Source organism: Streptomyces sp. NPDC014727 (assembly GCF_043083485.1).
Taxonomy (GTDB): domain Bacteria; phylum Actinomycetota; class Actinomycetes; order Streptomycetales; family Streptomycetaceae; genus Streptomyces.
In genome coordinates this window covers 390,165-416,547 of sequence record NZ_JBIBYR010000003.1, presented here as the reverse complement: position 1 = coordinate 416,547, position 26,383 = coordinate 390,165, and the positions used below count along the sequence as shown (strand labels likewise).

28 protein-coding genes and 1 pseudogene are annotated in these 26,383 nt (G+C 68.9%); 20 read left to right on the top strand and 9 right to left on the bottom strand.

Annotated elements, in window-relative coordinates; translation table 11 throughout:
- Positions 1-114: 114 nt before the first annotated feature.
- A complete protein-coding gene (locus ACF1B9_RS07940) occupies positions 115-1,608 on the bottom strand; it encodes an MFS transporter (protein ID WP_391739674.1) in 1,494 nt (497 codons plus the stop codon).
- A 258-nt stretch (positions 1,609-1,866) separates the two neighbouring features.
- Between ACF1B9_RS07940 and ACF1B9_RS07935 the strand changes: the two genes are divergently transcribed.
- The 6 genes from ACF1B9_RS07935 to ACF1B9_RS07910 all read left to right on the top strand — a co-directional run bounded on the left by ACF1B9_RS07935 (position 1,867) and on the right by ACF1B9_RS07910 (position 7,959).
- On the top strand, positions 1,867-2,238 hold the full coding sequence (locus tag ACF1B9_RS07935) for a YciI family protein (RefSeq protein WP_391739673.1): 372 nt from the start codon (positions 1,867-1,869) through the stop codon (positions 2,236-2,238).
- On the top strand, positions 2,235-3,569 hold the full coding sequence (locus ACF1B9_RS07930) for an RNA polymerase sigma factor (RefSeq protein WP_391739672.1): 1,335 nt from the start codon (positions 2,235-2,237) through the stop codon (positions 3,567-3,569). The genes ACF1B9_RS07935 and ACF1B9_RS07930 overlap by 4 nt, the downstream gene beginning before the upstream one ends.
- A gap of 106 nt (positions 3,570-3,675) precedes the next feature.
- Positions 3,676-4,431 (top strand): type III effector protein, encoded by a 756-nt coding sequence (locus ACF1B9_RS07925; protein WP_391739671.1) that lies wholly within the window; start codon positions 3,676-3,678, stop codon positions 4,429-4,431.
- 69 nt (positions 4,432-4,500) lie between these two features.
- A complete protein-coding gene (dnaK, locus tag ACF1B9_RS07920; protein WP_391739670.1) occupies positions 4,501-6,372 on the top strand; it encodes a molecular chaperone DnaK in 1,872 nt (623 codons plus the stop codon).
- Positions 6,369-7,091, top strand: coding sequence for a nucleotide exchange factor GrpE (gene grpE, locus ACF1B9_RS07915; RefSeq protein ID WP_391739669.1), 723 nt, complete (start codon positions 6,369-6,371; stop codon positions 7,089-7,091). The genes dnaK and grpE overlap by 4 nt, the downstream gene beginning before the upstream one ends.
- Before the next feature lie 292 nt (positions 7,092-7,383).
- Complete coding sequence (locus tag ACF1B9_RS07910; RefSeq protein ID WP_391739668.1) at positions 7,384-7,959, top strand: hypothetical protein; 576 nt, start codon at positions 7,384-7,386, stop codon at positions 7,957-7,959.
- Here the strand turns inward: ACF1B9_RS07910 and ACF1B9_RS07905 are convergent.
- Positions 7,954-8,091, bottom strand: coding sequence for a hypothetical protein (locus ACF1B9_RS07905; RefSeq protein WP_391739667.1), 138 nt, complete (start codon positions 8,089-8,091; stop codon positions 7,954-7,956). The two genes, ACF1B9_RS07910 and ACF1B9_RS07905, sit on opposite strands and share 6 nt — an antisense overlap.
- 50 nt (positions 8,092-8,141) lie before the next feature.
- Here ACF1B9_RS07905 and ACF1B9_RS07900 point away from each other — a divergent pair, with 50 nt between their 5' ends.
- Positions 8,142-8,585, top strand: a complete 444-nt coding sequence (locus ACF1B9_RS07900) for a hypothetical protein (RefSeq protein WP_391739666.1) — start codon at positions 8,142-8,144, stop codon at positions 8,583-8,585.
- Between the two features lie 268 nt (positions 8,586-8,853).
- Here ACF1B9_RS07900 and ACF1B9_RS07895 read toward each other — a convergent pair whose 3' ends face one another.
- Complete coding sequence (locus tag ACF1B9_RS07895) at positions 8,854-9,939, bottom strand: PP2C family protein-serine/threonine phosphatase (RefSeq protein ID WP_391739665.1); 1,086 nt, start codon at positions 9,937-9,939, stop codon at positions 8,854-8,856.
- Between the two features lie 529 nt (positions 9,940-10,468).
- Here ACF1B9_RS07895 and ACF1B9_RS07890 point away from each other — a divergent pair.
- On the top strand, positions 10,469-12,085 hold the full coding sequence (locus tag ACF1B9_RS07890) for a phosphodiester glycosidase family protein (protein WP_391739664.1): 1,617 nt from the start codon (positions 10,469-10,471) through the stop codon (positions 12,083-12,085).
- A gap of 55 nt (positions 12,086-12,140) precedes the next feature.
- Positions 12,141-13,169: an alpha/beta hydrolase gene (locus ACF1B9_RS07885; RefSeq protein WP_391739663.1), complete on the top strand. Its 1,029-nt coding sequence runs from the start codon at positions 12,141-12,143 to the stop codon at positions 13,167-13,169.
- Between the two features lie 288 nt (positions 13,170-13,457).
- Here ACF1B9_RS07885 and ACF1B9_RS07880 read toward each other — a convergent pair whose 3' ends face one another.
- Positions 13,458-13,913: a CBS domain-containing protein gene (locus tag ACF1B9_RS07880; protein ID WP_391739662.1), complete on the bottom strand. Its 456-nt coding sequence runs from the start codon at positions 13,911-13,913 to the stop codon at positions 13,458-13,460.
- Between the two features lie 384 nt (positions 13,914-14,297).
- On the opposite strand from ACF1B9_RS07880, the gene ACF1B9_RS07875 reads away from it, so the two are divergent.
- Positions 14,298-14,966, top strand: coding sequence for a hypothetical protein (locus tag ACF1B9_RS07875; protein ID WP_391739661.1), 669 nt, complete (start codon positions 14,298-14,300; stop codon positions 14,964-14,966).
- Positions 14,967-15,399: 433 nt separating this feature from the next.
- Complete coding sequence (locus tag ACF1B9_RS07870; protein ID WP_391739660.1) at positions 15,400-16,668, top strand: ricin-type beta-trefoil lectin domain protein; 1,269 nt, start codon at positions 15,400-15,402, stop codon at positions 16,666-16,668.
- Between the two features lie 90 nt (positions 16,669-16,758).
- On the opposite strand, the pseudogene ACF1B9_RS07865 reads toward ACF1B9_RS07870, so the two are convergent.
- Together ACF1B9_RS07865 and ACF1B9_RS07860 are read right to left on the bottom strand one after the other, a co-directional pair.
- Positions 16,759-17,057: pseudogene (locus ACF1B9_RS07865) on the bottom strand (hypothetical protein); the annotation flags it as partial.
- 152 nt (positions 17,058-17,209) lie between these two features.
- Positions 17,210-18,412, bottom strand: a complete 1,203-nt coding sequence (locus tag ACF1B9_RS07860; RefSeq protein ID WP_391739659.1) for an erythromycin esterase family protein — start codon at positions 18,410-18,412, stop codon at positions 17,210-17,212.
- Positions 18,413-18,470: 58 nt separating this feature from the next.
- On the opposite strand from ACF1B9_RS07860, the gene ACF1B9_RS07855 reads away from it, so the two are divergent.
- Positions 18,471-19,220 (top strand): TioE family transcriptional regulator, encoded by a 750-nt coding sequence (locus ACF1B9_RS07855; protein ID WP_391739658.1) that lies wholly within the window; start codon positions 18,471-18,473, stop codon positions 19,218-19,220.
- A 194-nt stretch (positions 19,221-19,414) separates the two neighbouring features.
- Here ACF1B9_RS07855 and ACF1B9_RS07850 read toward each other — a convergent pair whose 3' ends face one another.
- Entirely contained in the window at positions 19,415-19,699 is a 285-nt protein-coding gene (locus ACF1B9_RS07850) for a TetR family transcriptional regulator C-terminal domain-containing protein (protein WP_391739657.1), read from the bottom strand.
- Positions 19,700-20,405: 706 nt separating this feature from the next.
- Here ACF1B9_RS07850 and ACF1B9_RS07845 point away from each other — a divergent pair.
- The 8 genes from ACF1B9_RS07845 (at position 20,406) to ACF1B9_RS07810 (ending at position 24,267) form a co-directional block, all read left to right on the top strand.
- The gene (locus ACF1B9_RS07845; RefSeq protein ID WP_391739656.1) at positions 20,406-20,786 is read left to right on the top strand and encodes a gas vesicle protein; all 381 of its coding nucleotides are present in this window, start codon (positions 20,406-20,408) and stop codon (positions 20,784-20,786) included.
- Positions 20,787-20,870: 84 nt separating this feature from the next.
- Positions 20,871-21,311 carry a gas vesicle structural protein GvpA gene (locus ACF1B9_RS07840; protein ID WP_391739655.1) on the top strand — a complete coding sequence of 147 codons (441 nt, stop codon included), beginning with the start codon at positions 20,871-20,873 and terminating at the stop codon, positions 21,309-21,311.
- Between the two features lie 3 nt (positions 21,312-21,314).
- Complete coding sequence (locus ACF1B9_RS07835) at positions 21,315-22,049, top strand: GvpL/GvpF family gas vesicle protein (protein WP_391739654.1); 735 nt, start codon at positions 21,315-21,317, stop codon at positions 22,047-22,049.
- Positions 22,037-22,288 (top strand): gas vesicle protein GvpG, encoded by a 252-nt coding sequence (locus tag ACF1B9_RS07830; RefSeq protein WP_391739653.1) that lies wholly within the window; start codon positions 22,037-22,039, stop codon positions 22,286-22,288. Before ACF1B9_RS07835 ends, ACF1B9_RS07830 begins: the two co-directional genes overlap by 13 nt.
- 84 nt (positions 22,289-22,372) lie before the next feature.
- The gene (locus tag ACF1B9_RS07825) at positions 22,373-22,819 is read left to right on the top strand and encodes a gas vesicle protein (protein ID WP_391739652.1); all 447 of its coding nucleotides are present in this window, start codon (positions 22,373-22,375) and stop codon (positions 22,817-22,819) included.
- Positions 22,816-23,625 (top strand): GvpL/GvpF family gas vesicle protein, encoded by an 810-nt coding sequence (locus ACF1B9_RS07820; protein ID WP_391739651.1) that lies wholly within the window; start codon positions 22,816-22,818, stop codon positions 23,623-23,625. The genes ACF1B9_RS07825 and ACF1B9_RS07820 overlap by 4 nt, the downstream gene beginning before the upstream one ends.
- On the top strand, positions 23,622-23,870 hold the full coding sequence (locus ACF1B9_RS07815; protein ID WP_391739650.1) for a gas vesicle protein: 249 nt from the start codon (positions 23,622-23,624) through the stop codon (positions 23,868-23,870). Before ACF1B9_RS07820 ends, ACF1B9_RS07815 begins: the two co-directional genes overlap by 4 nt.
- Positions 23,860-24,267: a gas vesicle protein K gene (locus ACF1B9_RS07810; RefSeq protein WP_391739649.1), complete on the top strand. Its 408-nt coding sequence runs from the start codon at positions 23,860-23,862 to the stop codon at positions 24,265-24,267. The genes ACF1B9_RS07815 and ACF1B9_RS07810 overlap by 11 nt, the downstream gene beginning before the upstream one ends.
- Positions 24,268-24,660: 393 nt before the next feature.
- On the opposite strand, the gene ACF1B9_RS07805 is transcribed toward ACF1B9_RS07810, so the two are convergent.
- Both ACF1B9_RS07805 and ACF1B9_RS07800 read right to left on the bottom strand, forming a co-directional pair.
- Positions 24,661-25,623 (bottom strand): SRPBCC family protein, encoded by a 963-nt coding sequence (locus ACF1B9_RS07805; protein ID WP_391739648.1) that lies wholly within the window; start codon positions 25,621-25,623, stop codon positions 24,661-24,663.
- 6 nt (positions 25,624-25,629) lie between these two features.
- Positions 25,630-26,334, bottom strand: coding sequence for a histone protein (locus ACF1B9_RS07800; RefSeq protein WP_391739647.1), 705 nt, complete (start codon positions 26,332-26,334; stop codon positions 25,630-25,632).
- Positions 26,335-26,383 lie beyond the last annotated feature (49 nt).

The following is a 26,383-nucleotide window of genomic DNA, read 5'->3' as shown; positions in this document are numbered from 1 at the left end:
CCACAGGACCGGTCGGGTGTCGGCCATGCTCGTCACGCGTGCAGGTGAGGATGGAGTGCCGAGTGCCGAGTGCCGCGTTCGGACATGACAGCCACGACGCGGCTCGGCAGAACTCTATGAGCGAGTCGCCTCGTAGTCGGGGAGTGCGGCCGGGACGGTCCGTGTCTCCGGGCGCATGGCCAGGATCAGGGCGGCCAGTCCGGCGAAGATGACAGCGGCGACGACGCCGGTGACGTGCAGGCCGGCGGTGAACGCCTCTCGCGCCGTGCGCAGCAGTTCCGCGCCCCGGTCGGCGGGAAGATGTCGGCTGGCGGCGACCGCGCCGGCCAGTGAGTCGGACGTTCCGTTCATCCGGCCGCGGTAGACCACCGCGGCCACCACACCGAGCAGCGCGAAGCCGAGCGAACCGCCGAAGTAGTTGCCGGTCTCCGACATCGACGCCGCCGAGCCGGCGCGCTCCGGTGGTACGGACCCGACGACCAGCCCGGTGCCGAGCGCGAACAGCGGGCCGGTACCCAGCGCGAGCACGGCGATGCCGGTCATCACCAGCGGCAGGGCGCTCGCACCGTCGACGCCGACCAGCAGCAGGCTGCCCAGCGCCGACCCCACGAGCCCGCCGGCGATCGCGGTCGTCTGTTTCATCCGCCGAGCCAGCGCCGGTGCGGCCATGGTGCCGACCGCCACGCCCAGGCCCATGGGTGCGAACAGCACCGCCGACGCGAACGGCGAGTGGCCCAGCACGCTCTGCAGGTACTGGGTCACCAGCAGACCCGTACCGGCCATGGCGATGCCGGCGAAGACCAGCGCTACGAGTACGGCTGTGAACGGGCGGTTGCGCAGCAGCCGTAGGTCGAGGAGCGGGGTCTCCAGCCGCAGTTGGCGGCGTACGAACAGCAATCCGACGGCGGCGCCGATGGCGAGGGCCGTCGTCGCCAAGACCGGCGCGCCTTCGACGGTCAGCTGCTTGATGCCGTAGACCATCAGAAGCACCGCCACGAGCGACAGCCCGACGCTGCCCAGGTCCAATCGGCCGGCCTGGTCGCTGCGGAACTCCGGCAGCAGGACCGGCCCTGCGAGCAGCAGCAACACCATCGCCGGCACGGCGAACAGGAACACCGAGCCCCACCAGAAGTACTGGAGCAGGAATCCGGCCAGTACGGGTCCGAGCGCGCCGCCGGTGAACTGGCAGGTCGCCCAGATCGCGATGGCCTTCCCGCGCTGTCCCTCGTCGCGGAACATGTTGGTGATAAGGGCGAGTGTGGACGGCGCCAGGGTCGCGCCGGCGACGCCCAGCAACGCACGCGCGACGATCAGCATCAGCGGATCGACCGCGAAGGCCGCCACGAGCGACAGCACCGCGAACGCAGCTCCGCCGATCATCAGCAGCCGTCGGCGACCGATCCGGTCGCCGAGCGTACCCATCGTGATGACCAGGCCGGCCACCATGAATCCATAGCTGTCACTGATCCACAGCTGCTCGACGTTGCCGGCCCCCAGGTCGGCGCTCAGCCGCGGGAGCGCCAGGAGCAATGCCGTCGTGTCCATGGCGACGAGCAGTGTCGGCAGCATGAGGACGGCCAGCCCCAGCCATGCCCGGTTGACTCGCATGTCCGAAACTCCTTGTTCTCTTGATGTTTCGCCGGTTGGTCGGAGCGGTCGAGAGCTTCTTGACATCGGAACGGCCGGAAATTCCTCGTGCCCGGCTCGGCGGGGCGCCCGCGGAATTGACGACCTCACGGTCCGGGCGGTGCGACGGTGAAAAACTGGTGCGAACTTTTCGGTGGGGGATGTCAAGACGGCGGCGTCGGCTCCGACCAACCGGTCGAAGAGCCCCCGCCAGGGCTCGCGAACCACAAGGAGTACGAGATGAAGTTCCTGATCAGTCTGCACATGAACCCGGCCGTGCTGGACGCTCTGACCGACGAGGAGAAGGGGGCGATCGGCAACGGTCACGGCAAGTTCATCGAGGCACTGAAGCAGTCCGGCGAGCTGATCACCACCCAGGCGCTGGTCGATCCGTCACAGGCCGCTGTGGTGTCCGTACGCAACGGCCAGCCGGTGGTGACCGACGGACCCTTCCTGGAGTCCAAGGAGTATCTGGGCGGTTTCTACCTGATCGACTGCGAGAACAAGGAGCGGGCGATCGAGCTGGCATCGCAGATCCCGGACGCAGGGATCGAGGGTCTGGGGGTCGAGGTACGACAGGTGATGTTCGCTGATGGACAATTGGAGGCATGACAGCACCAGCCATCGAGGACCTGCTGCGTGAACTCACGCCGCAGGTCCTCGGTGTGTTGGTACGTCGGCACGGCCAGTTCGAAGGATGTGAGGACGCCGTACAGGAGGCCGTCCTCGCCGCCACCGTGCAGTGGCCGGCCGAGGGTGTGCCGAACAACCCGCGCGGCTGGCTGGTGACAGTCGCGTCCCGGCGCCTGATCGACCAGATGCGCAGTGACCACGCGCGCCGCGAGCGGGAGTCGGCGACGGCCGCCGAGGTGGTGCCCGAGGACGTACCGGACACCGACGACACGCTCGTCCTGCTGTTCCTGTGCTGTCATCCGACGCTGACCGCGGCCTCGCAGACCGCCCTGACGCTGCGGGCGGTCGGCGGTCTGACGACCGCCGAGATCGCCCGCGCGTTCCTGGTGCCGGAGGCCACGATGGCGGCCAGGATCAGCCGGGCCAAGCAGCGCATCAAGGCCGCAGGCAGTTCGTTCAGCCTGCCGGACGGCGCGGAACGCGAAGAGCGGCTACGGGTCGTCCTGCACGTGCTCTACCTGATCTTCAACGAGGGCTACACGGCTTCCTCGGGCAGCGAACTGCACCGTGCCGACCTCGCGCACGAGGCGATCCGGCTGGCCAGGATGGTCCACGCGCAACTGCCCAGCGACGGCGAGGTGACCGGGCTGCTCGCGTTGATGCTGCTGACCCATGCCCGCCGGGAGGCGCGTACGACGGCGGCCGGCGGCCTGGTGCCACTGGACGAGCAGGACCGTACCAAGTGGGACCGCGGTCTGATCGACGAGGGCACCGAGCTGGTCAAGGCGTCGCTGGCAGGCCCGGCACTGGGGCCTTACCAGCTGCAGGCCGCCATCGCCGCCACGCACGCCGACGCGGCCACCGTCGAGGAGACCGACTGGCCGCAGGTGCACGCCCTCTATCTGATCCTGGAACGGATCGCGCCCAACCCGATGGTCACCCTCAACCGGGCGATCGCGCTCGCCGAGACCGAGGGCCCGCAGGCCGGGCTGGCCCTGCTGACCACACTGGACGGTGACGAGCGGATGGCCGGGCATCACCGGCTGCTGGCCGTACGGGCACATCTGCTGGAGAAGACCGGCGACACGGCTGGGGCGTACGAGCACTACCGGCGCGCCGCGAAGTCCACCGCCAGCCTCGCCGAGCAGCGCTACCTGGAGTCCCGGGCCGGCCGGGTGAGAAGATCTGACGCAGCTGTCGCAGGACGCCCGCCCGGTGCACCGGCGTCTCGGCCCCGAACGTCGACAGCGCGCCGAGCAGTTCCAGCGGCGGACGGCCGGGGCGAGGCAGACTGCCGAGCGGACGCGTGAGCCGCCCGTCGCGCGGCCCGAGGTGCCGACGACGGGCCCTCATGACCGGACGTCCTCTGTCGGTCTGGTTGTAAAATGTCATCCAAAGGATGACAAGTGGGATGTCATGCGAACGATGACACGCATTTCACCTGGTGGGTTGTCCGTGACCGGGACAGCCTCGAAGACGCCGGACCTCCCTGGTCTGCCGGTCTCCTTTGCCGCAGCGACGCAGGCGCTGGGCGCGGTGGAAGCCGCCGTGCGACGGGCCGGCGCACCCGGCGGAGCGGAGTTCGCCGGTGACGCGGCAGGGCCGGGAGAGGCGCTGGACGCTCTCCGGCTGCTGCGCGACGTATGCCGTCGGCTGGCGGTGTGGGAACCAGTCCTGATCGAAGCGGCACGTGGAGCAGGGGCCAGCTGGGCCGATATCGCTCATCCGCTGGGCGTCAGCAGCCGCCAGGCCGCCGAGCGCCGATACCTGCGACTGTGCACAGGTCACCTGGGCACCACTGGGGAACAACGGATACAGGCCGTCCGCGATCGCCGGGCTGCCGACCGCGCCGTCTCGACCTGGGCGCGGGGCGACGCGGCGGACCTGCGCATTCTGGCCGGAGAGATCACGTCCCTCCACGATCTCCCCGAGGCGGCTCGCGTCACCGTGGCCGAACTCGGTGTCGCTCTCGACGGAAAGGACCCCGTCCGTCTCGTCGGGCCGCTTGCCGAGGTGCGCCCGTACCTGGAGGGGCGCCGCGATCTCGCCGAGCGCGTGGACCGCGTCGTCCGGCAGGCCGAGAATCTGCGCAGCCACAGAAATCCTCGCGCAGTGAGCGGCAGGCCGGGGACATCGGGGCCAAAACGCCCGACGGCCGGGCATGGGAGGTGAAGCAGCAGGCAGACCACTCGTTCAACAGCTGGCTCAGATCCATCCGTGAAAGACATGAGGGAGGCAGTGATGGCGCGGGCAGTGGGCATTGACCTGGGAACGACGAACTCCGTGGTGTCCGTGCTCGAAGCCGGCGAGCCGACGGTCATCACGAACACCGAGGGCACGCGGACCACTCCATCGGTGGTCGCCTTCGCGAAGAACGGTGAGGTACTGGTCGGCGAGGTCGCCAAGCGGCAGGCGGTGACGAACGTCGAGCGCACCGCGCGGTCGGTGAAGCGGCACATGGGGGACACCCAATGGCGTTTCCCCGAGTCCGGCGACATCGACGGCAAGCGGTACACCGCGCAGGAGATCTCCGCCCGGGTGCTGCAGAAGCTCAAGCGGGACGCCGAGGCGCATCTCGGGGAGGACGTCACGGATGCGGTGATCACCGTCCCGGCCTACTTCAACGACGCTCAGCGCACCGCGACCAAGGAGGCGGGCCGGATCGCGGGCCTGAACGTGCTGCGGATCATCAACGAGCCCACGTCCGCTGCGCTGGCCTACGGCCTGGACAAGGAGAACGATCAGACGATCCTCGTCTTCGACCTCGGTGGCGGCACGTTCGACGTATCGCTGCTGGAGATCGGCGAGGGCCTGGTGGAGGTGAAGGCGACCAACGGTGACACGCACCTCGGTGGTGACGACTGGGATCAGCAGGTCGTCGACCACCTGGTGAAACAGTTCAAGAACGGCTACGGCGTGGACCTGTCCAAGGACAAGATGGCGTTGCAGCGTCTGCGGGAGGCAGCGGAGAAGGCGAAGATCGAGCTGTCGGCCGCGACCGAGACCACGATCAACCTGCCCTACATCTCGGCTTCGGCCGAGGGTCCGCTGCATCTGGACGAGAAACTCACGCGCGCACAGTTCCAGCAGCTCACGGAACCACTGCTGGAGCGGTGCAAGGGGCCGTTCCACAACGCGGTCAAGGATGCCGGGATCAAGCTGGCCGACATCGACCACGTGATTCTGGTCGGCGGTTCGACGCGCATGCCGGCGGTGACCGAACTGGTGAGGGAGCTGACCGGCAAGGATCCGCACAAGGGTGTGAACCCGGACGAGGTCGTCGCCATCGGTGCCGCGCTTCAGGCAGGTGTCCTCAAGGGCGAGGTCAAGGACGTCCTGCTGCTCGACGTCACCCCGCTGTCCCTCGGTATCGAGACCAAGGGCGGCATCATGACGAAGCTCATCGAGCGCAACACCACGATCCCGACCAGGCGTTCCGAGATCTTCACGACGGCCGAGGACAACCAGCCGTCCGTGCAGATCCAGGTGTTCCAGGGCGAGCGCGAGATCGCGGCGTACAACAAGAAGCTCGGGATGTTCGAGCTGACCGGCCTGCCGCCGGCCCCGCGCGGTGTCCCGCAGATCGAGGTCGCGTTCGACATCGACGCGAACGGCATCATGCACGTCGCCGCCAAGGACCTCGGCACCGGCAAGGAGCAGAAGATGACCGTCACCGGCGGCTCCTCGCTGCCGAAGGACGACATCGACCGTATGGTGCGCGAGGCGGAGCAGCACGCGGAGGAGGACCAGCGGCGCAAGGAGGCCGCCGAGACCCGCAACCGGGCGGAGACCCTCGTTTACCAGACCGAGACACTGCTGCGGGACAACGCCGACAAGATCCCCCCGGATGTGCGTACCGAGACCGAATCGGCTCTGGCCGAGCTGAAGGAGAAGCTCAAGGGCGAGGACACCGCCGAGATCCGCGCCGCCACGGAGAAGGCGGCGGCTGCGGCGCAGAAGATCGGTACCGCCCTGTACGCGCAGGCCCAGGGCGGCGGAACCGCCGGAGACGCTACCGCCGCCGGTGGCACGCCTGATGGCCCGGGCACCGGTGACGAGGAGGTCGTCGACGCGGAGATCGTCGACGACGAGCGCAAGGGAGGTACCGGATGAGCAAGAACCCTCACTCGGAGCATCACGGCGATCGGTCGCCCGCGGTGGTGTGCGACCCGCGCAGGATCACGCCGGTCGCCCTCCGGGACGGGCGATGCGCGGACGCCCCCGGTCCGACCGGAACCGGTCCGGCCAGGACGGGTCCGGCCAGGACGGGTCCGGCCAGGACGGGTTCGGCCAGGACGGGTTCGGCCAGGACGGGTTCGGCCAGGACGGGTTCGGCCAGGACGGGTGCGGACGGCGCGAGTACGGCACGTCCGGGCGCCGGCCGGACCGACCATGCGGAGGCCGCGCGGCTGCCCGAGCGGATCGCGGAGCTGACCGCGGACCTGCAGCGGGTACAGGCCGAGTACGACAACTACCGCAAGCGGGTACGCCGCGATCGACTGGCGATACGGGAGATCGCGGTGGTCAACGTCCTCACCGGCCTGCTTCCGGTCCTGGATGTCCTGGAAGAGATCCACCGGCAGGGCGACGATCACGGCGCGGTGGCAGTCCTCTCCGACGTGCTTGAGGCGCGGCTGGCGGCACTGGGCCTGCGCACCGTCGGCGCGGCGGGTGACCCCTTCGATCCCCGCACGCATGAAGCGATCACCTACGACGCCTCCGGTGCGGCACAGAACGTATGTGCCGAGGTGTTGCGGTACGGCTACCGGGTCGGCGACCACCTCCTGAGACCGGCCCAGGTAGCGGTGACAGGGCTCGCCCCCGCCGAATAGCCGCGCGGGGAAGGTCCCGAGGCCCGCACGGCGCGAGTCCCGCCTCTCGGCCCGGCCGAACTGCTCGCCCGCCGGCAGCCGTGACTTCCCGCGGTACCGCCGGCGCTCGGCGATCCCCCGACTCCCTGCGGATCGCACGCCTCGGTGATACCGCAGGGAGCGGGAACCATCAGCCCCTGTGGCACCACGAGTTCAGCCTCGGCGAACGAAATCGAGTGCGACGGCTGCCTCGTGGGAAGGCCATCGATAAGGTGCACCGCGGAATGACCGCGAGTGTGTTGCAGGAGGATCGATGAGCAGGGATGGCGCCGGGTCCACGGTGAAGCCGTCGTACGAGGCGCATGTCAGGAAGCATCTCGCGCTCACCCGTGCCGAGGACGAGCGCGTTCTGGCCGTGGTGGGCGCCTACCGGGCCGGCAAGGTGCAACAGATCATGACGAGGACCGCCGGGGACGTCCTGGGCGGCGCCACAGGGAATCTTGGCGGTCTGATCACCTCGGCGTCCATGGCCAAGACCCTCAACAAGCAGCGTGACGCCGCTCTGGACCGCACCGCCGGCCCCGATCTGCCGGTCGCGGAACGGAACTTCCTCGCCCTGACGACCGGCCGGCTGCTCGTCTACAAGCTGGGCGGCTTCCCCACGGCGCGGCCGACGAAGGTGCTCCACGACATACCGCTCGCGCGGATCGCATGGGTCATGAAGCCGGCACCCCCGACCGGTTTGATCAAGGCATCGCGATTCGACATCGGAGTGGACAGCGGTGAGGTCGCCCGTCTGGAGTTCCCCCGTGCCATGGCCCGACAGGGGGGCGAGCTCATCAGGAAGCTGATCGACCTTGTCGCGCCCCCGCAGGGAGGGGGTTCATGAGAGGCGATTCATGTCGAACGTCTTCGCCGTGAGCGAGGTGCCGATGAACTCCGGTGCGGCGTCGAGGATGTTGCCGCAGGACGTCGTCAGTGCGGACGGCAGCCCGGCGGCGGGGTAGCCGCCGACGCACATCCCGCCGGAACAGCGACGGCCCTCAGGGCCTCGCGGAACTGCAGAGCATCATGGGCAACACGGCCGTGTCGCAGCTGATCACGGTGTCCCGGATGATGACCGAGGGCGAGTTCAAGCAGAGCACGGCGACCTCCGGGCCGCGCGGCCGCTCCGAGATCACCAAGGTGGACAAGGCGCTCAAGGCTTTCTACGCCCTGCCGGACACCCGGCAGGGCGCCCGGTTGCTCGCCCTCAAGGACATCGTCAAGGCGTGCGGCGACTACGCGGCCCACAAGGCCGAGGGAGGGGCGCGCGTCGAGGGTGCCCAGCAGCTCGGCCAGCAGGCCGAGGCGGCGAAAGGACAGCTGGACCCCGAGGCGGTCTTCCGGGGCCTGCTGACCGAACTCGACAGCATGATGAGCGAGGGGAAGAACCCGGATCTCGACAACCGCATGCCGGCCGGTGAGGCCCAGAAAGCGGCCCAGCCGTCCCCGCGGACCGGTTCCACGCGATGATGGGCGACTTCGTCCAGAAGCTCGGTGCGCTCCGTGAGGGCCAGGGACTACCTGATGAGACGCGCGCCGTCAGCGGGGAGCTGATGGCCGTGGTGCCCCTGGTCACCGCGATGCAGTACGCGGGACGAGGGGCCCGTGAGGTCCTGCATGACACCCAGCTCCATCACCGGCACGCGCGACCGAGTGGCAGTTCGACGACCCTACTGGCTGTCCCGTAACCCCTGGCGGGCATACGACGACAGCTGCGCCAGGGAATACGGGACAGCCCTCAGTCGGGCAGATGGAGGACGGCGAGGGCCGCGGTGTCGTCGTGGAGGCGGTTGTGGCTGTAGTCGAGGAGATCGTGGTGGAGGCGGTCGAGGAGTTCCCGGGGCGGAAGAGGACCCCAGGAGAGGACGCGCTGCCGGAGGGGGTAGAAGGCGCCGCTGGCATCGCGTGCTTCGGTGACGCCGTCGGTGTAGAGCAGCAACTGGTCGCCGGGACCGAAGGGGTACTCGTCGATCCGGTAGGTATCCGTGACGAGCATGCCCAGGTTGAGGGGCGGCGCGGGGTCGCCCGCTTCCAGCTCGGTGACGCTGTCGGCGCGGATGAGCAGGGGCGGTGGGTGGCCGCAGTTGACGATGCGGACCACGTGACGGCGGGGGATCTCCGCGAAGACAGCGGTGACGAAGCGCTCGCCCATGTCGCTTCCGGCCAGGCGGGCGGCCCTGCGGTTCATGCTCCTCTCCGCCCGGCGGGCAACGGCGGCGAGGTCGGGTTCGTCGTGGGCGGCCTCACGAAAGGCGCCGAGAAGGGTGGCAGCCGTTTCCACGGCAAGAAGGCCCTTTCCCCGTACGTCGCCGATGACGAGGCGGAGTCCGTACGTGGTGGGGACGGCCTCGTACAGATCACCACCGATACGTGCTTCCGCGACGGCGGCGAGGTACAGGGTTTCCACCTGAATGGGGCCGATGCGGTGGGGGACCGGGCTGAGCAGGACACGCTGCGCGATCTCGGCCACGAAACGCACGGTGGCGAGGGTGCGTTCCCGGCGCACACGGTGGGCGGCCAGGATGGTACCGAGGACGCCGACCAGAGCGGTGCACACATAGGCGGTCACGTAGTGGCGGTCCCACACGTAGCTCACCGGGCGGCCCGCGCAGCACGGGGTGCCGGCCAGGACGCCTTCGAAGACGATCGCGAACAGCGTGATGGCAGCGACGGCAGCGGGGCCGTGGGCGAAGGCGGCGATCACGGGGAGGGCGATGAGCAGGAAGCTCACAGGCCACTGCACGGGCGTGAGGGGTTCGATCACCAGGATGCCCGCGACGTAGAAGGCGGGCAGCCAGCGCATCCATGCCGGCGCGGCGGGCACCGAAGGGCCCTCGTTGTCAGGCCGCGCCGCCGGGCCGCCCGCCGCCCCGGGGCGACCCGGCCACCTCACTGCGCCCTCCGGCGCGCGGCGAGCGGCGCGAGCACGGGCGCTGCCCCGTCGAAGCACGGAGCAACGGTCCGGCCCGAGCACGGACGGCGCTCCCGGCGGCTCCACTCACACAGCCCGTACACGCGGAACTCCTGACACAAGAGGTGGTCAAGACGCCCATCCTGCTGGGCCGCGAGGCTTCGGACCGGTCATTGCTCCAGCCCGTGGCATGTCAGGACGGTGCGGTCGACGAGCGGTGGCGACGCCCCTTCGTATCGCCCGCTTCACCCATGTGCGTGACCTCGGTGGGTCGCTTCGCGCGCTGTGTGCAGGCGTCGATGCGGTGCGCCGTGACGTATCCGAGCACGGGCGGTTGCGTGATGCCCGCGCGAACCGGGTGAGGAGATTGACGTGCGCACGTCTTGACTGGCGGGTGCTGCCGCACGCACCGTTGCTGGGCCGTTCGTCACAAGGGGGGTATGTGAACCGCAAGTTGCTCGGGGTGTGTACGGTCCTGGCCCTCTTCGCCGTGGTGGGTGCCGTGCCGGCGCCCGCTTCCTCCGAGCCGCGACCGGGGCCCACACGTGCCCTGCCGCTGGGCGCCGTCGACCTGATCGAGACGCGCAGCACGCGGACGCTGCAGCCCGGTGTCACCCTCACTCGGATCGTGCGCGGTGCCGACGCCCCGGCGCTCGCGTGGACGATCGAGGTCTCCATACCCGGCGGCGCCACCTCGCCGGACCCCGACGCGCCGCCGTCGGCGTTGAAGGACCGGGCGAGCGCAGACGAACTGGCCGCCGATGCGCGGGCGGACGGCTTTGACGCAAGGGTCGAGGAGGTCACGACCCCGGCGGTCGCCGACTACGCCGGTGGAACGCTCGGATGGCGGGTCCGGGTCGGGCGGTTCGACTCGCAGTCCGCCGGTACGGCCGAGCGCACTCGGCTGAAGGGGGCCGGGTACACGGGGTCCGTCGTGTACACGGGCTGGGACGGAAACCTCGACGACCGCGGGCCGTGGCGGATCGACGTGCTCACCGTCGACCCGGACCGGTTTCGCGGCAGGCTCACGGCGTCGTACGGTCCCGATCTGGAGAACCGCGAGAGGACCAGCGAGCTGGCGGCCGCTGCCGGTGCGACCGCGGCGGTCAACGCCGGGTTCTTCGTCCTCGACCCGAGCGCCGGAGCGCCGGGTGATCCGGCCGGCGTCGGCGTCTACAACGGCCGATTACTGAGCGAGCCGGTGAACGGGCGCCCTGGCCTCGTGATACGCGACTTGGGCCGGCACAGCGAGGTCGCCCGGCTCACGTGGAAGGGACGGGTCGTCAGCCGGGAAGCGTCGCTGCCTCTGGACGGTGTCGACCGCGTACCGGGCTTGATCAGGAACTGCGGCGGCACGGCCGACGACACTCCGACATCGCTGCCCCTGCATGACGTGACCTGCACCGACCACGACGAACTCGTCGCCTTCACGCCCGACTACGGACGGCGGACGCCGCAGGGCGACGGCCTCGAGGCCGTACTGGACAGCCGCGGGCGAGTCCTCGAACTGCGCTCACCGCGCGGCGGACCGCTGCCCGCCGACGGCAGTTCCGTGCAGGCGACCGGCACCCGTGTCGCCGAACTGGCCGCCCTGGCGCAGGTCGGTCGGCCCTTGCGCATCGAGGGGACGCTGCGGGACGGCAGCGGCCGCAAGGTCTCCCCGTCACCGGTGACCAGCATCCTCAACGGTGGCCCCGAACTGGTCCGTGACGGACAGCTGCACGTTACACCTGCCACCGACGGGATGGTGCAGCCCGGCAACGCGAGCTTCTACTACGGCTGGATGCACAAGCGCAACCCACGCACGCTGGCCGGAGTGGACGCCGCGGGCAGGACCGTGCTCGTCACCGCCGACGGACGCAGCACCCAAGCGCTCGGGCTGAGCATCCCCGAGAGCGCCGCCGTCGCCCGAGCACTCGGCCTGCGCGACGCGGTCAATCTTGACGGCGGCGGGTCGACCACCATGGTGGTCGACGGAGGAGTGATCAACGCCCCGTCCGACGCGACCGGCGAACGCCCTGTCGGGGACGCGCTGCTGATCCTGCCGGACCGGGGTTGACCCGGTCCGGTCCGACAACGCCCTTGCCAGTGACCACCGATCGCCGGGAGCCGTCATGACCGCCGTCCCGATCCGCCGATTCCGCCTTCTGCTCGCCCTTGCCGCGCTGTTGCTCGCCCTGGCATCGACCACACCGGCGCACGCCACCGTGCCGACCGTGTCGGCCGCACGGGAGAGGGGCGGGTCCGGCACCCCGTCCAGAGGCGCCGAGGTCGTCGCGGTCAACCGGGTTGCCGAGCGACAGGTCGACTTGTCGGTCCGTTCACCGGCCCTCGGCGGCCGGATGGTGAACGTACGTCTGCTCACGCCCGATGGCTGGGACCCGGGCGACCGGGGCCGGCACTGGCCGACGCTCTGGCTGCTGCACGGTTGCTGCGGGGACTACACGTCGTGGACCGGTCGGACCGACATCGCACGGACCGACAGCCTGCGCGATGTCCTCGTGGTCATGCCGGAGGCCGGCTGGAACGGCTGGTACAGCGACTGGTGGAACCACGGCCGGGGCGGTGACCCGGCGTGGGAGACCTTCCACACCAAGGAGCTGCGCCTCCTCCTTGAGCACGGCTGGGGGGCGAGCAGCAACCGCGCCGTGGCGGGGCTTTCGATGGGTGGCCAGGGCGCTCTGCTGTATGCCGCCCGCCACCCCGGGATGTTCAAGGCGGCCGCGGCGTACTCGGGCTCCGTGCACCCGCTCCTGAACGACGAGTCGGTGGACCGCATCATGGGGTTCTTCGCCGGTCAGGGCAACGACCCGCTGAGGGTCTGGGGCGACCCCGTCGCGCAGCGTGACGTCTGGGCGTCCCACGACCCGTTCCACCTGGCCAAGCACCTCAGGTCGATCCCCGTCTACCTGTCGTGCGGCGACGGCACCACCGGCCCCTTGGACCCGCCGGGCACGACGAGCGCGCTCGAGGCGGATTTCAACAGGCAGAACCAGGCCCTTGCGAGCGAACTCGAACGCAGGGGCGCGGAGCACGTCACCACCCACTTCTACGGACCGGGGACTCACGGCTGGGCGTACTGGCAGCGTGAGTTGCACACCTCGCTGCCGATGCTCCTCCAGGCCCTGAGGGTCGAGGGCTGAACGGTCTTGCGACCAGATCCTCGGGACCGGGATCGCGTGATGTCCGCGTCATCGGCGCCGTCGGCCTCTTCGGCCCGGCAGTTCTGCCACCGCCTGGAAGGCGTCATGAGGACGAGCCGGACCGAGGAGCCGACGACCGATGGCGGTGCGCGGCGAGGTGGCGACGACCGGTGCGGCGCGCACTTCAGGATCCTCGGCTGCGTGCAGAAGCACCTCCGTCCCGCAGGGCAGCGCCAGCCACGGACGCGGCTGGGCTCTTCCGGGGATTCGGCGAAGAGCTCCGAGGCTTCAGCCTGCGGACTGACCGGACCCGGCAAGCGCGTACACGCGGCTCGCGAACTCGGCGATCTGTTCGTCGCTCAGATTCTTCGCAAGATTGGCCTCCGTGATCATGCCGATCAGACGGTGGCCATTCTGGACGTCGATCACCGGCAACCGCTTGATCTGGTGTTCCTCCATGGTTTTCAGGACATCGGTGGCGTCCGCTTCGGCATCGATCCAGTGCACCTTGGCATTGAGCGATCCAGCCTGCACGGTTGCCGGGTCGATGCCCTCGGCACAGCACTTGACGATGATGTCACGGTCGGTGATCAGGCCTGTGAGCTTGTTGTTGTCGCCGCAGATGGGCAGGCAACCGACGTTCAGGTCGCGCATCATCTTCGCCACGTCGAACAGCGACTGGTGCGCGCCGACGCACTGCACGCCGCCGGACATGATGTCTCGCGCTCGCAGCTTCTCAGCCATGATTTCCTCCCGTTCCGACAGAGCTTTCTCTTCTCCAATCGATCACAACACGAACGGCTCAACACCGCGCCCCGGAGGCGTCCGCGATACGGGGATCCCGAGCGCCGCACCCGACCGGACCGGATGCGTGCGCTTCCGCCAGCAGCTGCTGCGGAGCCCGAACCCGCCGAGACGACATCGCTGATGCCGGTCCGCACCGTCTGGGGGCCCGGCTTGCCCTGCGATGCCCGGCACACCGAGCCGACCGGCACGTTACCTGCGGGGCGCCGATTCCGCTCGCGCTTCCGTGCAGGAGAGTGAGCCGGCATCCGCGCGCGGAAAGCGCGCGGGCGTGGTGCAGGCTGTTGCCTCGTCAGCTCAGCCGTCGCACCAGTCAGGAGAAGGATGAAACCCGGACGGTTTGAAGAGAGGGTCGACGCCGCAGAGCTCGCTGCCAGGCTGCGACACGTCCACTGGATCGGCGGCGGGAGCGGCGCGGGCAAGTCGACGATCGCCCGCCGGCTCGCGGATCGCTACGGGTGGCGTCTCTACGCGACCGACGACGTGATGGGCGATCACGCTCGGCGGACCACACCCGAGGAAGCCCCCTTACTGCACCGGTTCATCGCCATGGACATGGACGAGCGATGGGTGAACCGATCTCCGGAAACGATGCTTGAGACGTTCCACTGGTTTCGAGGCGAAGGCTTCGGCCTGATCGTCGAAGACCTCCTTGGGCTGCCGCCCGAGCCCGGTGTCGTCGTCGAGGGCTTCCGATTGCTGCCACACCTCGTGAAACCTCTTCTTGCCGTTCCTGACCACGCCGTCTGGCTCCTTCCCACCCCCGAATTCCGCCGGACCGCCATCGGGGGCCGGGTCGCACCAGGTGGGCGATTCACACGCAGGACCAGTGATCCGGACCGGGCCGACGGCAACATCGCCCGACGCGATCACCTGTTCACCGGACGCCTTCGGGAGGAAACCGAACGTCTCCGACTGCGCACCATTGAGGTCGGGACGGCGATGACAGAGGATGATCTTGCCGAGCGGGTGATCACGGCGTTCGGACTCTGACACCGGCCGACGCGACGTACCGGCTCGTCGGGGGAGAGAGCGCCCGGCCGTCGGCTCAGGGGCTGCCGCCGGGACACGGCTCCGCTCCGGCCCGGGGACGAGCGGCGCGGGGCCCGCGGGTCGTGTCCGACCGCCGACCGGGTGCGCCGCGCGGCGCGTCGGCTGGTTCCGTGCGCCCCGTGCGGTGATCATCCGCTGGAGGTGCACTCGGTGCGGGAGGAGGCCACGGATGGGCGCCAGACCGTCGACGGGCAGGGGGAATCGCCGTCGCCCGCGACGCACGTACCGTGCGCTGGCTGTGGCCATGGCACTCTGCGCCCTGTCGGGCTCCGGATGCTCCTCCGGACCGGCCCCGCCCTCCGGCCCTGGTCCGGCGGCCACGTCGCAGAAGGAGCAGAAGGACCCGTCCCCATGCCGTCGCACCCTGGTGGGCGTGGCACATCCCGACGACGACCTGTTCTTCATGAACCCGGAGATCATGCGGACCATCCGGGAGAGATGCCCGCTCCACACCGTCTATCTGACCGCGGGAGACGATGCCATCGCCGATCGCGTCAAGGCTCTGGAGTACGTGGACCGCAGGGAGTACGGGGTGCGGGCGGCCTATGCCGCGATGGCGGGGACGGCCGATGACTGGGACCAGTCTGATCTGCAGGTCGGCGACGTCCGGGTCCGGTCGTTCCTGCTCGACGGCCGAGCCCGCAGCGCTGACGTCCGGCTGACCTTCCTCGATCTCCACGACGGGCTTCCGCGGGGCCAGGACGCGAACAGTGTGCTCAAGCTCTTCGACGGAAGCAAGAAGAGCGTCTCCGGGTTTCTGGGCGGCGTGAGCTACAGCGAGGAAAGGCTGCTCGCGGCACTCTCCACCCTGGTCAGGAGCAGCCGTGCGGAACGTGTCCTGACCATGGACCACGACAACGCGTCGTTCGCGTTCGGTCTCGGCGGTGGTGTCGACCACAGCGACCACGGCATCGGAGCCCGGTACTTCAGGAGGGTGGGCTACGCCCTCGGCGTTCCCGTCACGTCGTACCTCGCGTACACGATGTCGGCGAGGAAGGTGAACCTCACTCCCGGACAGGCAGCGGAGAAGGAGCAGGTGGCGCGTTGGTACATCGCCAATCGCCAGTGCCGGGCCACGGGCTGGTGCGCGAAGGTACCGCCGTATCGCGGAACGCTCAAAGAGGACTGGAAACTGTGGATCCACCGGCAGTACGAACAGGTCCATCGCTCTCCACGGCCCGGTGAGATCCTCGGGGACATCGGCCGGACCACGTACTTCACCGGTCCGGATCCGGCCCAGTGCCTCGACGCGGCAGGCGGTTCACCGGGGGCCGGGCCCCGCACGGTCCGCATCCACGCGTGTGACGGGTCCGCCAGGCAGAGATGGGGGATGAGGCGGGACGGCACGATCGGGCTCCGGAACGAGCCGGACTCCTGCCTGACGGCCGACGGTTCGGGGGTCGACCTCGAATCGTGCCGCGGAGGAAGCGCGAACCAGCGATGGACCCGCGTGCCCTGGAAGAGCCCGACGTGGAAGCGCACGGCCTGGCGGATCGAGAACAGTGGCAGCCGCTGCCTGTACCAGGACGACCGTGAGCTACCTGCCCGTTGGAACGCTCGGGACCACCCCAGCCCCCGGCTGACCCTCTCCGACTGCAACGCGCCGCCCCGGCCCGAACAGTACTGGCAGTGGGGTGGGTGAAGCCGCCGTGCGTGATGATCACGCCCCCGAGTGCCGGCAGACGTTCGCCTGCCGGCACTGAGCGTCGAAGGTGAGGTGCCGGGCAGGCCCTCAGCTCGGGATGAGCGCATCCCACTGTTCCCGGGTCGGGCCGTCGTGTTTCGGCGTGAAGTCCGGGTGGGCAGCCAGCCAGGCAGTGACGTGTCGGTCCACTTCAGCGGTGCCGTAGGCGTCGTCGGCCAGTCGCAGGAGATGGCGCACCTGGGATTGGTGTGGATGAGGCTGTCCCCGGCGTTGACCAGGCCGGTGACGACAGGTCCGTCATCGTCGGTGAGATAGGCGATCCCGGTGCGGTGGCTGTCGACCACGGGCGGGCGGCATCCGGCCGCGATCAGCCAGGCGGGAACCGGCGGGACGACGTCAGGAACGCTGCTGCGGTGGATCTGTACGACCGGCACCATCGGCGACCCGTTGTGCTCAGGAGGACAGCGGCCATGCCTCCTCGGTCGGCCACTGCGACCACACCGGCCGCCGCCGTACCCCGCCCCCCACCATGCGTCCGTCAGGGCTGCGGGATCTCCTTGACGAACACGATCCCGTCGCTGCCCGCCAGGTGGGCCGGGTCGAGCGGGGAGTAGCCGAACCAGGGGGATACGCGGGGCGCGGGCCGCGTGTTGCCGAGCAGGGTGGCCAGCCGAGGGGCGTCGATGAGGCAGCGGTCCTCCGGGAGCGCGTACAGGACTCCCTCGACAGTGTCCGGGGACGGGGTGTCCACTCCCTGGTGGCGGATCGTGCCGAGCGCCGTGGCCACGAAGGCGTACCCCTCGCCGAGTTGGGCGCTCACCAGCGCACCGGCGCTCCACCACTCCACCGGCCCGTTCCACGTCGGCATCGTGCTCTTCTCCCGCTGGAGATGGGAGTTGTGGGCGTGAAGGAGTGCCGGGCCCCGGGCGGCGAGGGCAAGGAGGTTGTGGGCCATCATCGAACCCCGCAGCGCGCACAGCCGCGTCATGCGGGTCGGCGAGGTGTCGGCCATCGAATAGTGGTAACGCAGCAGGCCGGTCGCGGTGCGCCCGCACAGGCGCGCCCGGTCCCAGTCGTCCCGCGAGGTCGCCGCGAGCAAGTGCGGCGTCTGCGCGTCGAGCAGGGCCACCAAGTCGTCGGCGAGCAGCCGCAGCTGACCGGCCTCGGTCGACCGCCCCACGGACTGGGCCGGGTCCATCATCGCGGCGGGATCGGTCCACCGGTCGTCGGTGCCGAGCAGGCGGTCGAGAGTTTCCCCGGTGCAGGGGAGGAGGCCCGCGTCCACCTGGGCCGCGAGGTAGGCGTGGAGTGCGGTGAGGGCCTGCCGGGGGCTCGCGGCGTGGGTGATCTCCAGCGGGCCGTCGAAACCGGCGAAGTGGAGCCGCTCGGACGCGGGCCGGCCGTCATTGTACGCCCGCATCCAGCGCACCAGCTCGCGGTTGGCCGCGGAGGCGCCCCAGCCGTGGCTGATTCCGCGCTCCATGACCTCGTCGAGCGTGCCCGTGCCGGAGGTGACGTAGTCGTCCACGGCCAGGCCCATCATGCAGTCGCTCTCGATCGCGATCGTCCGGTACCCCTCCTGTTCGACAAGTTGCCGGAACAGTTCGTTGCGCAGGTCGAGCAGAGTGTCCTCGCCGTGGGTGGGCTCGCCCAGGGCGAGCAGCCGGGGCCGGGCCGGGAGCAGCCTCATGACAGCGACAGCCTCGACGGCATGGGCGGTGTCCTTGATGTCAGTCGCCATGCCCTCAACGGTATCATTGAACCTTCGGTTGAAACTTTCCCGCGATATCGTCGGATGCATGGGACGAAACCTTCAAAGCGGCGATCGACTCAGGCCGGTTGATCTCGCACGTGGGCACGGTCTGTCCACCCAGGCGATCAGGAACTATGAGGAAGCCGGCATCCTTCCGACCGCCGGACGCACGCCTCATGGCTACCGCACCTATACGCCAGTGCACGCGGCCGCCCTGAGTGCGTTCCTCGCCCTGGTGCCCGGCCACGGCCAACAGAGAGCGACGTCGATCATGCGGGCCGTGAACCAGGGTGCGCCCGAGGAGGCGTTCCGCCTCATCGACGAGAGCCACGCGCAGCTCCTCGACGACCGCCGGACCCTCCAGGCCGTGGAGCGGGCCCTGCGAGACCTGGAGCCCACCGCCGCGTCCGAGCCCGGTGCGGGGTCCGAGCCGGCCGCGGTGACCAGGCGCGGCGGCGCGTTCATCGGGCCGCTGGCGGACAGGCTCGGTATCCGGCCCGCGACGCTGCGCAAATGGGAGCGCGCCGGGCTGGTGCGCCCGCGCCGCGACCCGCTGACCGGGTACCGCGTCTACGACGAGGCCGACGTGCGGGACGCCCGACTGGCTCATCAACTCAGGCGGGGCGGCTACCTGTTGGAGCAGATCGCCCCGCTGATCGCCCAGGTGCGGGCGGCCGGTGGGCTGGAGCCGCTGGAGGCCGCACTGTGCGACTGGCGCGGTCGGCTGTCCACCCGCGGGCGGACGATGCTGACCGGGGCTGCCGAGTTGGAGGCCTACCTCCGCCGACGCGGATGAGACCCCGGTCGTTCTCGCTCGGAGGTTCCTCAGCTCCCCGATCTGCTCACCTGCCACGTCGAGACGTTGCGTCCCCCCGGTGACCGGGCAGGTCACGAGCGAAGACGATAGATGTGGTGACGACCCGTCAGTTGGCCGCCACCGAGCGGTACGTGGCTGTCGGCGCCTCGAACGCCGATGCCTCCTCCCGGTGGCTACGCGCCCTGCGTGGTCGCGGTTCTGCGCAGGAAGTCGTCGATCATGGACGTCTGCACGGCTGCGGGAAACCGTCCGGGGTCGAAGAGTGCCTGGACGGTGAGGCCGTGGACGAACGCCACTGTCTCGGCGGCGAGTTGTTCCGGATCCGTGGCGGCGGCCACTTCCTCCAGGTGGCGAGCGTCCTCAAGGTGCGCACGGACCGCTGCACGTATGCGCGTGTAACGATCCGCCTGTGCCGTGCCCACTTCCTCGTCGGCCAGGGCGAGGTCCCACGAACTCACCCAGATACGGTTGCGCGCGGTGTCGTCGGCGGTGAGCGGCAGGATGGATACCGCGGGCGACGCTCAGTACCGACCTCGAGTCCGCCACGGCGGTCCTGCGGCGGTACGCGGACAAGCAGGCCCAGGACGCGGCCCGGATCTACGGCATCCGGCTGGAGGGCACGCTCGTCGGCGGCGTCATGTTCACCACCTTCGACGCCGACTCCCCCGCGACGAATGGAACACTCCCTCCGCGTCGGTCACGCACAGCTGAGAGCACGGCCGCCATCCGAAGGCGAAGTCTTCTTCGCCCCGCGAGGCCGTCACCGGTTCGGATCCGGCCATCGGGCGGCGCTGTGCGCGAGGGCCGGATCGGTCGCATTACGGCAGCGAGGCGGCGTCCGGTTCACTCGGACCGAACGGCCGGTTGTGCGCCGACGGATGCGTTCAGTGACGGGTGCTCGGACATGAGGGCGCCGAGGACGGGGCCGGGCAGGGCCTGATTCTTCGGCCGAACGGTGTGGCGGCGTCCGTCCCACCAGCCACTCGTGACGCGGTGGAGCCCTCATGTGAACGGTGAGTTGCGCTCGGGAGGGAGGCGGGCAGGCGTGTCCGCAGGTTCCGTCCGCCGGAGCCCGAGATGAGGTGAATCAGGCCGTATATCATGTAATGGCGTCACGCGAGCGTGGCGCGGGCAGCATGCCGTCCCCGACTTCGGAGAGGGAGCATGGCCGCAGGCGAAGAAGACGAAACGGAACGTCTCCGGCGTTCGTCCAGCAAGAAGACCGCCAGGAAGTCCGATGCACGCGACAGCGGCCGGACGAGTGGGACGAAACGCGCGGCTCGTGGGGTGTCGACGCCTCAGGCCATGCGGTACGCCGCCGAACAATTGCGGGAGCTACTGGGCCGGGCGCCCGAGTCCGTCTCGGCCGTGAAGCCGACCGAGGACGGCTGGCAGGCGGACGTCGAGGTCTTGGAACTGGAACGCGTTCCCGGGACCACGAGCGTCATGGCGAGCTACCGGGTGACGTTGGACAGGGACGGTGAGTTGGTGGCGTACGAGCGCACCCGACGCTACACCCGGGGGCAGATCGACCGGAGCGGCTGAAACACCGGCCGTCATCGGTACCGTCGACAGGAGAACGTACCGGCTGCGCCCCGAGGTCGGGGTGAGCCGCTGAAGGGAGGCACCATGACTGTGGTGCCGCAAAGCGGAGGAGCCGTCGCCAGGGGTGGAGCGGGTTCCGGCAATCTCTACGACATCCTCGATCTGATTCTGGACCGCGGTCTGGTGATCGATGTCTTCGTGCGTGTGTCGCTGGTGGGCATCGAGATCCTCAAGATCGACGCCCGCATCGTCGTGGCGAGCGTGGACACGTATCTGCGCTTCGCGGAGGCGTGCAACCGCCTCGACCTGGAGACGGGCCGCAAGGCGCCGTCCAAGCTGACCGACCTGGTCGGAGAGGTGACGGAAAGCGGATCCCACGGCAAGACCAAGGGCGCTCTGAGCGGGGCCGCCGAAGTCCTGACCGATGCGCTCAAGGGAGGGCGTGACGACGAGGAGACCGAGGAAGCCGAGGAGAGGCGGGAGCGGCCGAGACACCGCCCTGCCGCCCGGCGCCGGAAGGAGTGAGTCATGGCCGTGTACGTCTACACCATCGTCGCCCGGACGCATCCACAGCGCCTGGACGGCCTGGCAGGGGTGGGAGACCCGCCGGCGGAACTCCGCACCGTGCACGCCGAAACGCTGTCCGCCATCGTCAGTGACGCTCCGGAGGGGCTGCGTCCCAAACGCCGTGACCTCGGCGCGCATCAGGCCGTCCAGGAACGTCTGATGGCCGACGGTACAATTCTGCCACTCCAGTTCGGTTTCACCACGACGGACGACGACGCGGTACGAACGGTGCTGGAGCAGCGTGCGGAGCAGTTCCTGGAACGTCTCCAGGCGCTGGAAGGGTGCGGCGAGTACAACCTGAAGGCCGCCCAGGACGAGACCGCGCTGCTCCGGCAGATCCTTAGGGATTCCGAAGAGGCGCGCAGGCTCAACGACGAGATCAGGAGCGGCCGGGGCAGCCCGGAACTGCCGGTGGCCCTGGGCGAATTGGTCGTCCGGGAAGTTCGGGAGCGCGAGAACCGGGCGGCAGAGGGGATCGTGGAATCCCTGAGCGGATTCGCGCGGGAGCAACGCGCGTCGCAGCCGAGGGGGGACGACTTCCTCAACGTGTCGTTCCTGGTGGACCGGGAAGAGGAGAAGGCCTTCCTGGCCGCCGAGCAGGAGCTCGCCGAGGAACTCGGCTCGGAGTGCGAACTGCGGCTGCGCGGACCACTGGCCGCGTACAGCTTTGTCCAGGAGGCGCCATGGGACTCCTGACTCAGCTCGCCACCCTTCCACTGGCGCCCGTGCGCGGAGCCGCGTGGGTCATCGAGCGTGTCGTCGAGGCGGCGGAGAACGAGTACTACGACCCAGGGCCTGTCGAGCGGGAACTCGCCGAACTCGAACGACGGCTCCTGTCGGGAGAAATCGATGAGGACACCTTCGACCGGCGCGAGGACGAACTCCTGGACCGGCTGGACGAGATCAGGGCCCATGCCCAGGGGATCGACAGCTGACCGCTGTTTTTGCCGCGCGGAGACAACGCCGCCCGACGCCCATGTCGATACGCGGGGGGAGCAGGGAATCGAGGTGCAGCGGCCGTGACCGAACCCGTTGCCAGGAGGCCGGGAGATCTGCCGTTCCGGTCCACTCCCTACGGTCAGGGCTCCTCGGCCAACCTCGCCGACATACTGGAGAGGGTCCTGGACAAAGGCATCGTCATCGCGGGTGACATCCAGATCAACCTCCTGGACATCGAACTGCTCACCATCAAGCTGCGTCTCCTGGTCGCGTCGGTGGACAAGGCCAAGGAGATGGGGATCGACTGGTGGGAGCACGATCCGTCGCTGTCCTCACGCGCCCACGACGGATACCGCACTCTCAGCGATGAGAACAGGCGCCTGCGTGCGGAGATCGAGGCGCTGCGCGAGGCCGGTGAGCCGCTGACGGACGGGAGCGAGGAGGACCGGCCGGCGGTTGACCGCCGCGCTCCGCGCGCCGAACGGACCGGACCGAACCGCCGTGGCGGGAGGCGGGACGAGTCATGACCGAGGTCATGAGCTACGCGTACGCCGTCGCACGGGACGACGGAACCTTGCAGGACGCGCTGGCCGGGCTCGCCGGGGTGTCGGGGGCGTCGGCCCACTTGGTGCGCGTGGAACCTGGTGACGACCTGGTGGTCGCCGTGAGTCAGGTACCCGAACGGGACTTCGCGGAGGCCGCGCTGCGGGGCCATCTGGAGGACCTGGACTGGCTGGAGTCGACGGCCCGCGCCCATCACGGGGTGGTCGAGGCGCTCGCGGCCCGTACCACCGTCCTGCCGCTGCGCCTGGTGACGGTGTACCTCGACGACGAGCGGGTGCGGTCCATGCTCCGTTCCCGCCGCGACGCGTTCGCCTCCCGGCTCACCGAGCTGGCCGCCCAGGTCGAATGGGGTGTCAAGATCTATGTCGACGAGCCGGCGGGCGAGGTGTCGGCGGAAGAGCCCACGGACGCGGGCCTGAGCCCCGGTCGGGCCTATCTGAGTCGCCGCAGAGTCCAGCGGCACGCACGCGAAGACGCCTACCGCAGCGCCGAACAAGCGGCCGAGCGGGTCGAGTCCGCCGCCCGCACCCATGCGGTCGAGCGCGTTCGGCACCGCCCGCAGCAGGGCGGACTCGCGTCCGGGACGGGCGAGAACGTCATCAATGACGCCTACCTCGTTCCCCTTCAGTACGCAGACGACTTCCACGCCGACGTCGCACGGGCGGCGGACGGCCTCACGGGGGTACGCGTCGAGATCACGGGCCCGTGGGCCCCCTATTCGTTCGTCGCGCCGGACGCACCGGAACCCAGAGAGAGCGCGGCGCCGTGAGGCCGGCGGGCGGGCCGCCGATCGCGGCGCAAGAGCCCCTCCCGGAACGGCAGGTGGCGCTGATCGACCTGTTGGACCGCCTGCTCAGCGGAGGCGCCGTCCTCACCGGAGACATAGTGCTGTCGATCGCCGACATCGACCTCGTACGCATCTCCTTGCGCACGCTGATCGTCTCCATCAGTGCACAGAACCCCTCCCCGTGGAATTCCGCTTCATCACCCGTAGGAGACGATGATGACCGGTGAGGAACACCGGCCCCGCAGCCGCCTCGACGACATTGCCGAAGCCGCCGACCGCGCCTTCCAGCTCCTGCCCGCCTCACCCGGGAGCAACCCGCGCCTCGTGGGGGGAGCGCCTCGACGGCCTGCCCGAAGAGTCACCACCGACCCCGACACGGTGGAACGGGACCTGATCAAACTCGTCCTCACCCTCGTCGAGTTGTTGCGACAACTCATGGAACGTCAGGCCCTGCGGAGAGTCGACGCGGGGGATCTCACAGAGGAGCAGGAGGAACGATTGGGGGCGACGCTGATGATTCTGCACGACCGCATGACTGAACTCTGCGCTCGATACGACCTCTCGATGAGCGACCTCAATCTGGATCTCGGTCCGCTCGGAACTCTGCTGCCGCCCACTGAATGAGCCCTCAGGCGGCACGCGGCAAGTCGGTTCTTCGCATCTGGTTGGGCGTGACCACATGGCGCTCGACGCGTCGAGGCGTCAAACCGGCGGTGAAATGATCTCGTCGTGGCTGGTGTGATCACGGCGCCGGCCGTCCTGGCAGGCCCCGTTCACCGGGCCGAGCCCTCGCAGTTTCGAATATCCGGTGGCCCTCGCAGTTTCGGATAACCGGTGGCCGGAATGCGCCGCGCGGATGCGAGCGCGGCTCGACGGGGACGCCCATGGGGCCTTCCCCTGCAGGGCCGCCTGCTGCTCGTTGCGACGTACTGGCTCTCGGACTTGACGCTACGTCCACTCGCGCAAACTTCGGCATCTCAAAGTCCGCCGCGAACCGCAGCCCGCCGGCACAGCGCCTCACCCCTCTTCTTCTTCGTCCTCCTCCCATTCGACGTCATCAGCGTCGTCATCACCTTCACCCTCCGCCTCGTCGGAATCGTCCTCCTCCCGGTCATACTCCTCGTCTTCCTCTTCTTCCTCCTCTTCCCTTGCCTCGCCTTCTTCTTCGTCCTCGTCCTCAAGGGCCTCTTCGTGGGTCCGTACGACTTCGCCGTCGCGAATCTCGCCGCGCCAGCCCTTCGGTTCCTCGTCAGTGAGTGTGACGTAGCGCTGGAAGTGCTTGAGATCCAGTCGCAGCCTCCGGCCTTGAGCACGCCAGAGATTTCCGGTCTTCTCGAACAGTCCCGAGGCGTAGTACTCGACGACCAGCACGATGCGGGTCAGACCGGGGGTCAGCTCATGGAAGCTCACCGCGCCTCGCGTCGAACCTTTTGCTCCCTCGGAGGTCCAGACGATGCGTTCGTCGGGCACCTGCTCCTGGACGGTCGCTTTCCAACTCCGGGTCGAAGGACCCACCTTGGCCTTCCAGTCGCTTTTCGTCTCGTCGGCCGGCGAGACATCGCGTACGCCCTTGGTGAAGCTGCTGAACTTCTCGTAGTGCGTCCAGTGGTCGTAGGCCGCGCGCAGAGGAACCCCGACGTCGATCACCTCGATGATGTTGGTGACCTTCTGGTCGCCTGATTTGCGACCCTTACCGCCGCCGAGAACACTCTTGGCCTTCTGCAGGACATTGTCCTTGACGTTCTTCGCCGTCCCGGAAAGCACGGATTTGACGGGAGAATCGCCGCCGAGGAGGTTCGCTCCTATTCCGGAGAGCGATCCGCCCTTGTCCGCGACGTCGGTGAGCTGGTCCGTCACATCGATCAGCTTGTCGCCCGCCTTCTCGGCCAGGTTTCCGACCCAGGCCGTCAGAAAGTCCGCGGCTTCGTCGCGCAGCCGATCGACTCCCGATTCCACTTTCTCCTGTTGTCGCTGTGCCATGACTGGTCACCTCAGGTTCTCGGTGTGCGGTGAGGTTTTCTTTGCGCTCTTCTTCGCAGCGGAAGGTGCCTTCTTCCTTGGGGCAGCCTTTTTGGCTGGGGGCTTTTTGGCGGCAGTCTTCTCGGTTGCGGACTTCTTGGCACGCGCATGCTTCTTCGTCGGTTCCTGCTCACGCGCGTTGTCCGTGACGCTTTCTCCCTGGCTGGCCGTTCGGGCGGAGGTCGACTTCTCCGAGGCTCGACTCCTCGTCTTCCGCTCCGCAGCGGTCCGGGAAGCGCGAGAGCGCGGCCGTTCCTTGTGCTCCTCCTCAGGTTCCTCCTGCTCATACTCCTCTTCCGGTTCCTCCTCGTACTCTTCTTCCGGCTCTTCCTCTTCTTCCCCCTCAGCCTTCTCTCTGCCGCTTTCGAGCTGGAGAGTTCGTTCACGGAGTGAATCCGCGAGTGCCGCGAGACGACGGTCGGCGGTAGCCGCCATGGCCTCACGGCCGGCCGCCATCACTTCCCCGCGCAGCTGATCACCCAGCTCCGTGACCTGAGGTATCTCTCCGAGTTTGCGTACCCCTTGATTCACGAGTTGCCGCGGTTCGAGCCCGAATTGACGCCCGGCGACGTACGACGCCACTGTGAGAGCGAGTCGGCCCTTTTTCGTACGTCCCAGCACGTAGCCGCCGACCAGTGCTACGGCGAGCAACAACCTGTTTCCCTCAGTCATGGGCGGGTCACCCTCTCATGGGCGTCGGAACGGGCCGCAATACGGCGGC

What these genes read in the sequence shown, in the direction of transcription:
- ACF1B9_RS07940 (WP_391739674.1), bottom strand. Translation starts at nt 1,608, where the DNA reads ATGCGAGTCAACCGGGCATGGCTGGGGCTGGCCGTCCTCATGCTGCCG.
- ACF1B9_RS07935 (WP_391739673.1), top strand. Translation starts at nt 1,867, where the DNA reads ATGAAGTTCCTGATCAGTCTGCACATGAACCCGGCCGTGCTGGACGCT.
- ACF1B9_RS07930 (WP_391739672.1), top strand. Translation starts at nt 2,235, where the DNA reads ATGACAGCACCAGCCATCGAGGACCTGCTGCGTGAACTCACGCCGCAG.
- ACF1B9_RS07925 (WP_391739671.1), top strand. Translation starts at nt 3,676, where the DNA reads ATGCGAACGATGACACGCATTTCACCTGGTGGGTTGTCCGTGACCGGG.
- dnaK (WP_391739670.1), top strand. Translation starts at nt 4,501, where the DNA reads ATGGCGCGGGCAGTGGGCATTGACCTGGGAACGACGAACTCCGTGGTG.
- grpE (WP_391739669.1), top strand. Translation starts at nt 6,369, where the DNA reads ATGAGCAAGAACCCTCACTCGGAGCATCACGGCGATCGGTCGCCCGCG.
- ACF1B9_RS07910 (WP_391739668.1), top strand. Translation starts at nt 7,384, where the DNA reads ATGAGCAGGGATGGCGCCGGGTCCACGGTGAAGCCGTCGTACGAGGCG.
- ACF1B9_RS07905 (WP_391739667.1), bottom strand. Translation starts at nt 8,091, where the DNA reads ATGTGCGTCGGCGGCTACCCCGCCGCCGGGCTGCCGTCCGCACTGACG.
- ACF1B9_RS07900 (WP_391739666.1), top strand. Translation starts at nt 8,142, where the DNA reads ATGGGCAACACGGCCGTGTCGCAGCTGATCACGGTGTCCCGGATGATG.
- ACF1B9_RS07885 (WP_391739663.1), top strand. Translation starts at nt 12,141, where the DNA reads ATGACCGCCGTCCCGATCCGCCGATTCCGCCTTCTGCTCGCCCTTGCC.
- ACF1B9_RS07880 (WP_391739662.1), bottom strand. Translation starts at nt 13,913, where the DNA reads ATGGCTGAGAAGCTGCGAGCGCGAGACATCATGTCCGGCGGCGTGCAG.
- ACF1B9_RS07875 (WP_391739661.1), top strand. Translation starts at nt 14,298, where the DNA reads ATGAAACCCGGACGGTTTGAAGAGAGGGTCGACGCCGCAGAGCTCGCT.
- ACF1B9_RS07860 (WP_391739659.1), bottom strand. Translation starts at nt 18,412, where the DNA reads ATGGCGACTGACATCAAGGACACCGCCCATGCCGTCGAGGCTGTCGCT.
- ACF1B9_RS07855 (WP_391739658.1), top strand. Translation starts at nt 18,471, where the DNA reads ATGGGACGAAACCTTCAAAGCGGCGATCGACTCAGGCCGGTTGATCTC.
- ACF1B9_RS07845 (WP_391739656.1), top strand. Translation starts at nt 20,406, where the DNA reads ATGGCCGCAGGCGAAGAAGACGAAACGGAACGTCTCCGGCGTTCGTCC.
- ACF1B9_RS07840 (WP_391739655.1), top strand. Translation starts at nt 20,871, where the DNA reads ATGACTGTGGTGCCGCAAAGCGGAGGAGCCGTCGCCAGGGGTGGAGCG.
- ACF1B9_RS07835 (WP_391739654.1), top strand. Translation starts at nt 21,315, where the DNA reads ATGGCCGTGTACGTCTACACCATCGTCGCCCGGACGCATCCACAGCGC.
- ACF1B9_RS07830 (WP_391739653.1), top strand. Translation starts at nt 22,037, where the DNA reads ATGGGACTCCTGACTCAGCTCGCCACCCTTCCACTGGCGCCCGTGCGC.
- ACF1B9_RS07820 (WP_391739651.1), top strand. Translation starts at nt 22,816, where the DNA reads ATGACCGAGGTCATGAGCTACGCGTACGCCGTCGCACGGGACGACGGA.
- ACF1B9_RS07810 (WP_391739649.1), top strand. Translation starts at nt 23,860, where the DNA reads ATGACCGGTGAGGAACACCGGCCCCGCAGCCGCCTCGACGACATTGCC.
- ACF1B9_RS07805 (WP_391739648.1), bottom strand. Translation starts at nt 25,623, where the DNA reads ATGGCACAGCGACAACAGGAGAAAGTGGAATCGGGAGTCGATCGGCTG.
- ACF1B9_RS07800 (WP_391739647.1), bottom strand. Translation starts at nt 26,334, where the DNA reads ATGACTGAGGGAAACAGGTTGTTGCTCGCCGTAGCACTGGTCGGCGGC.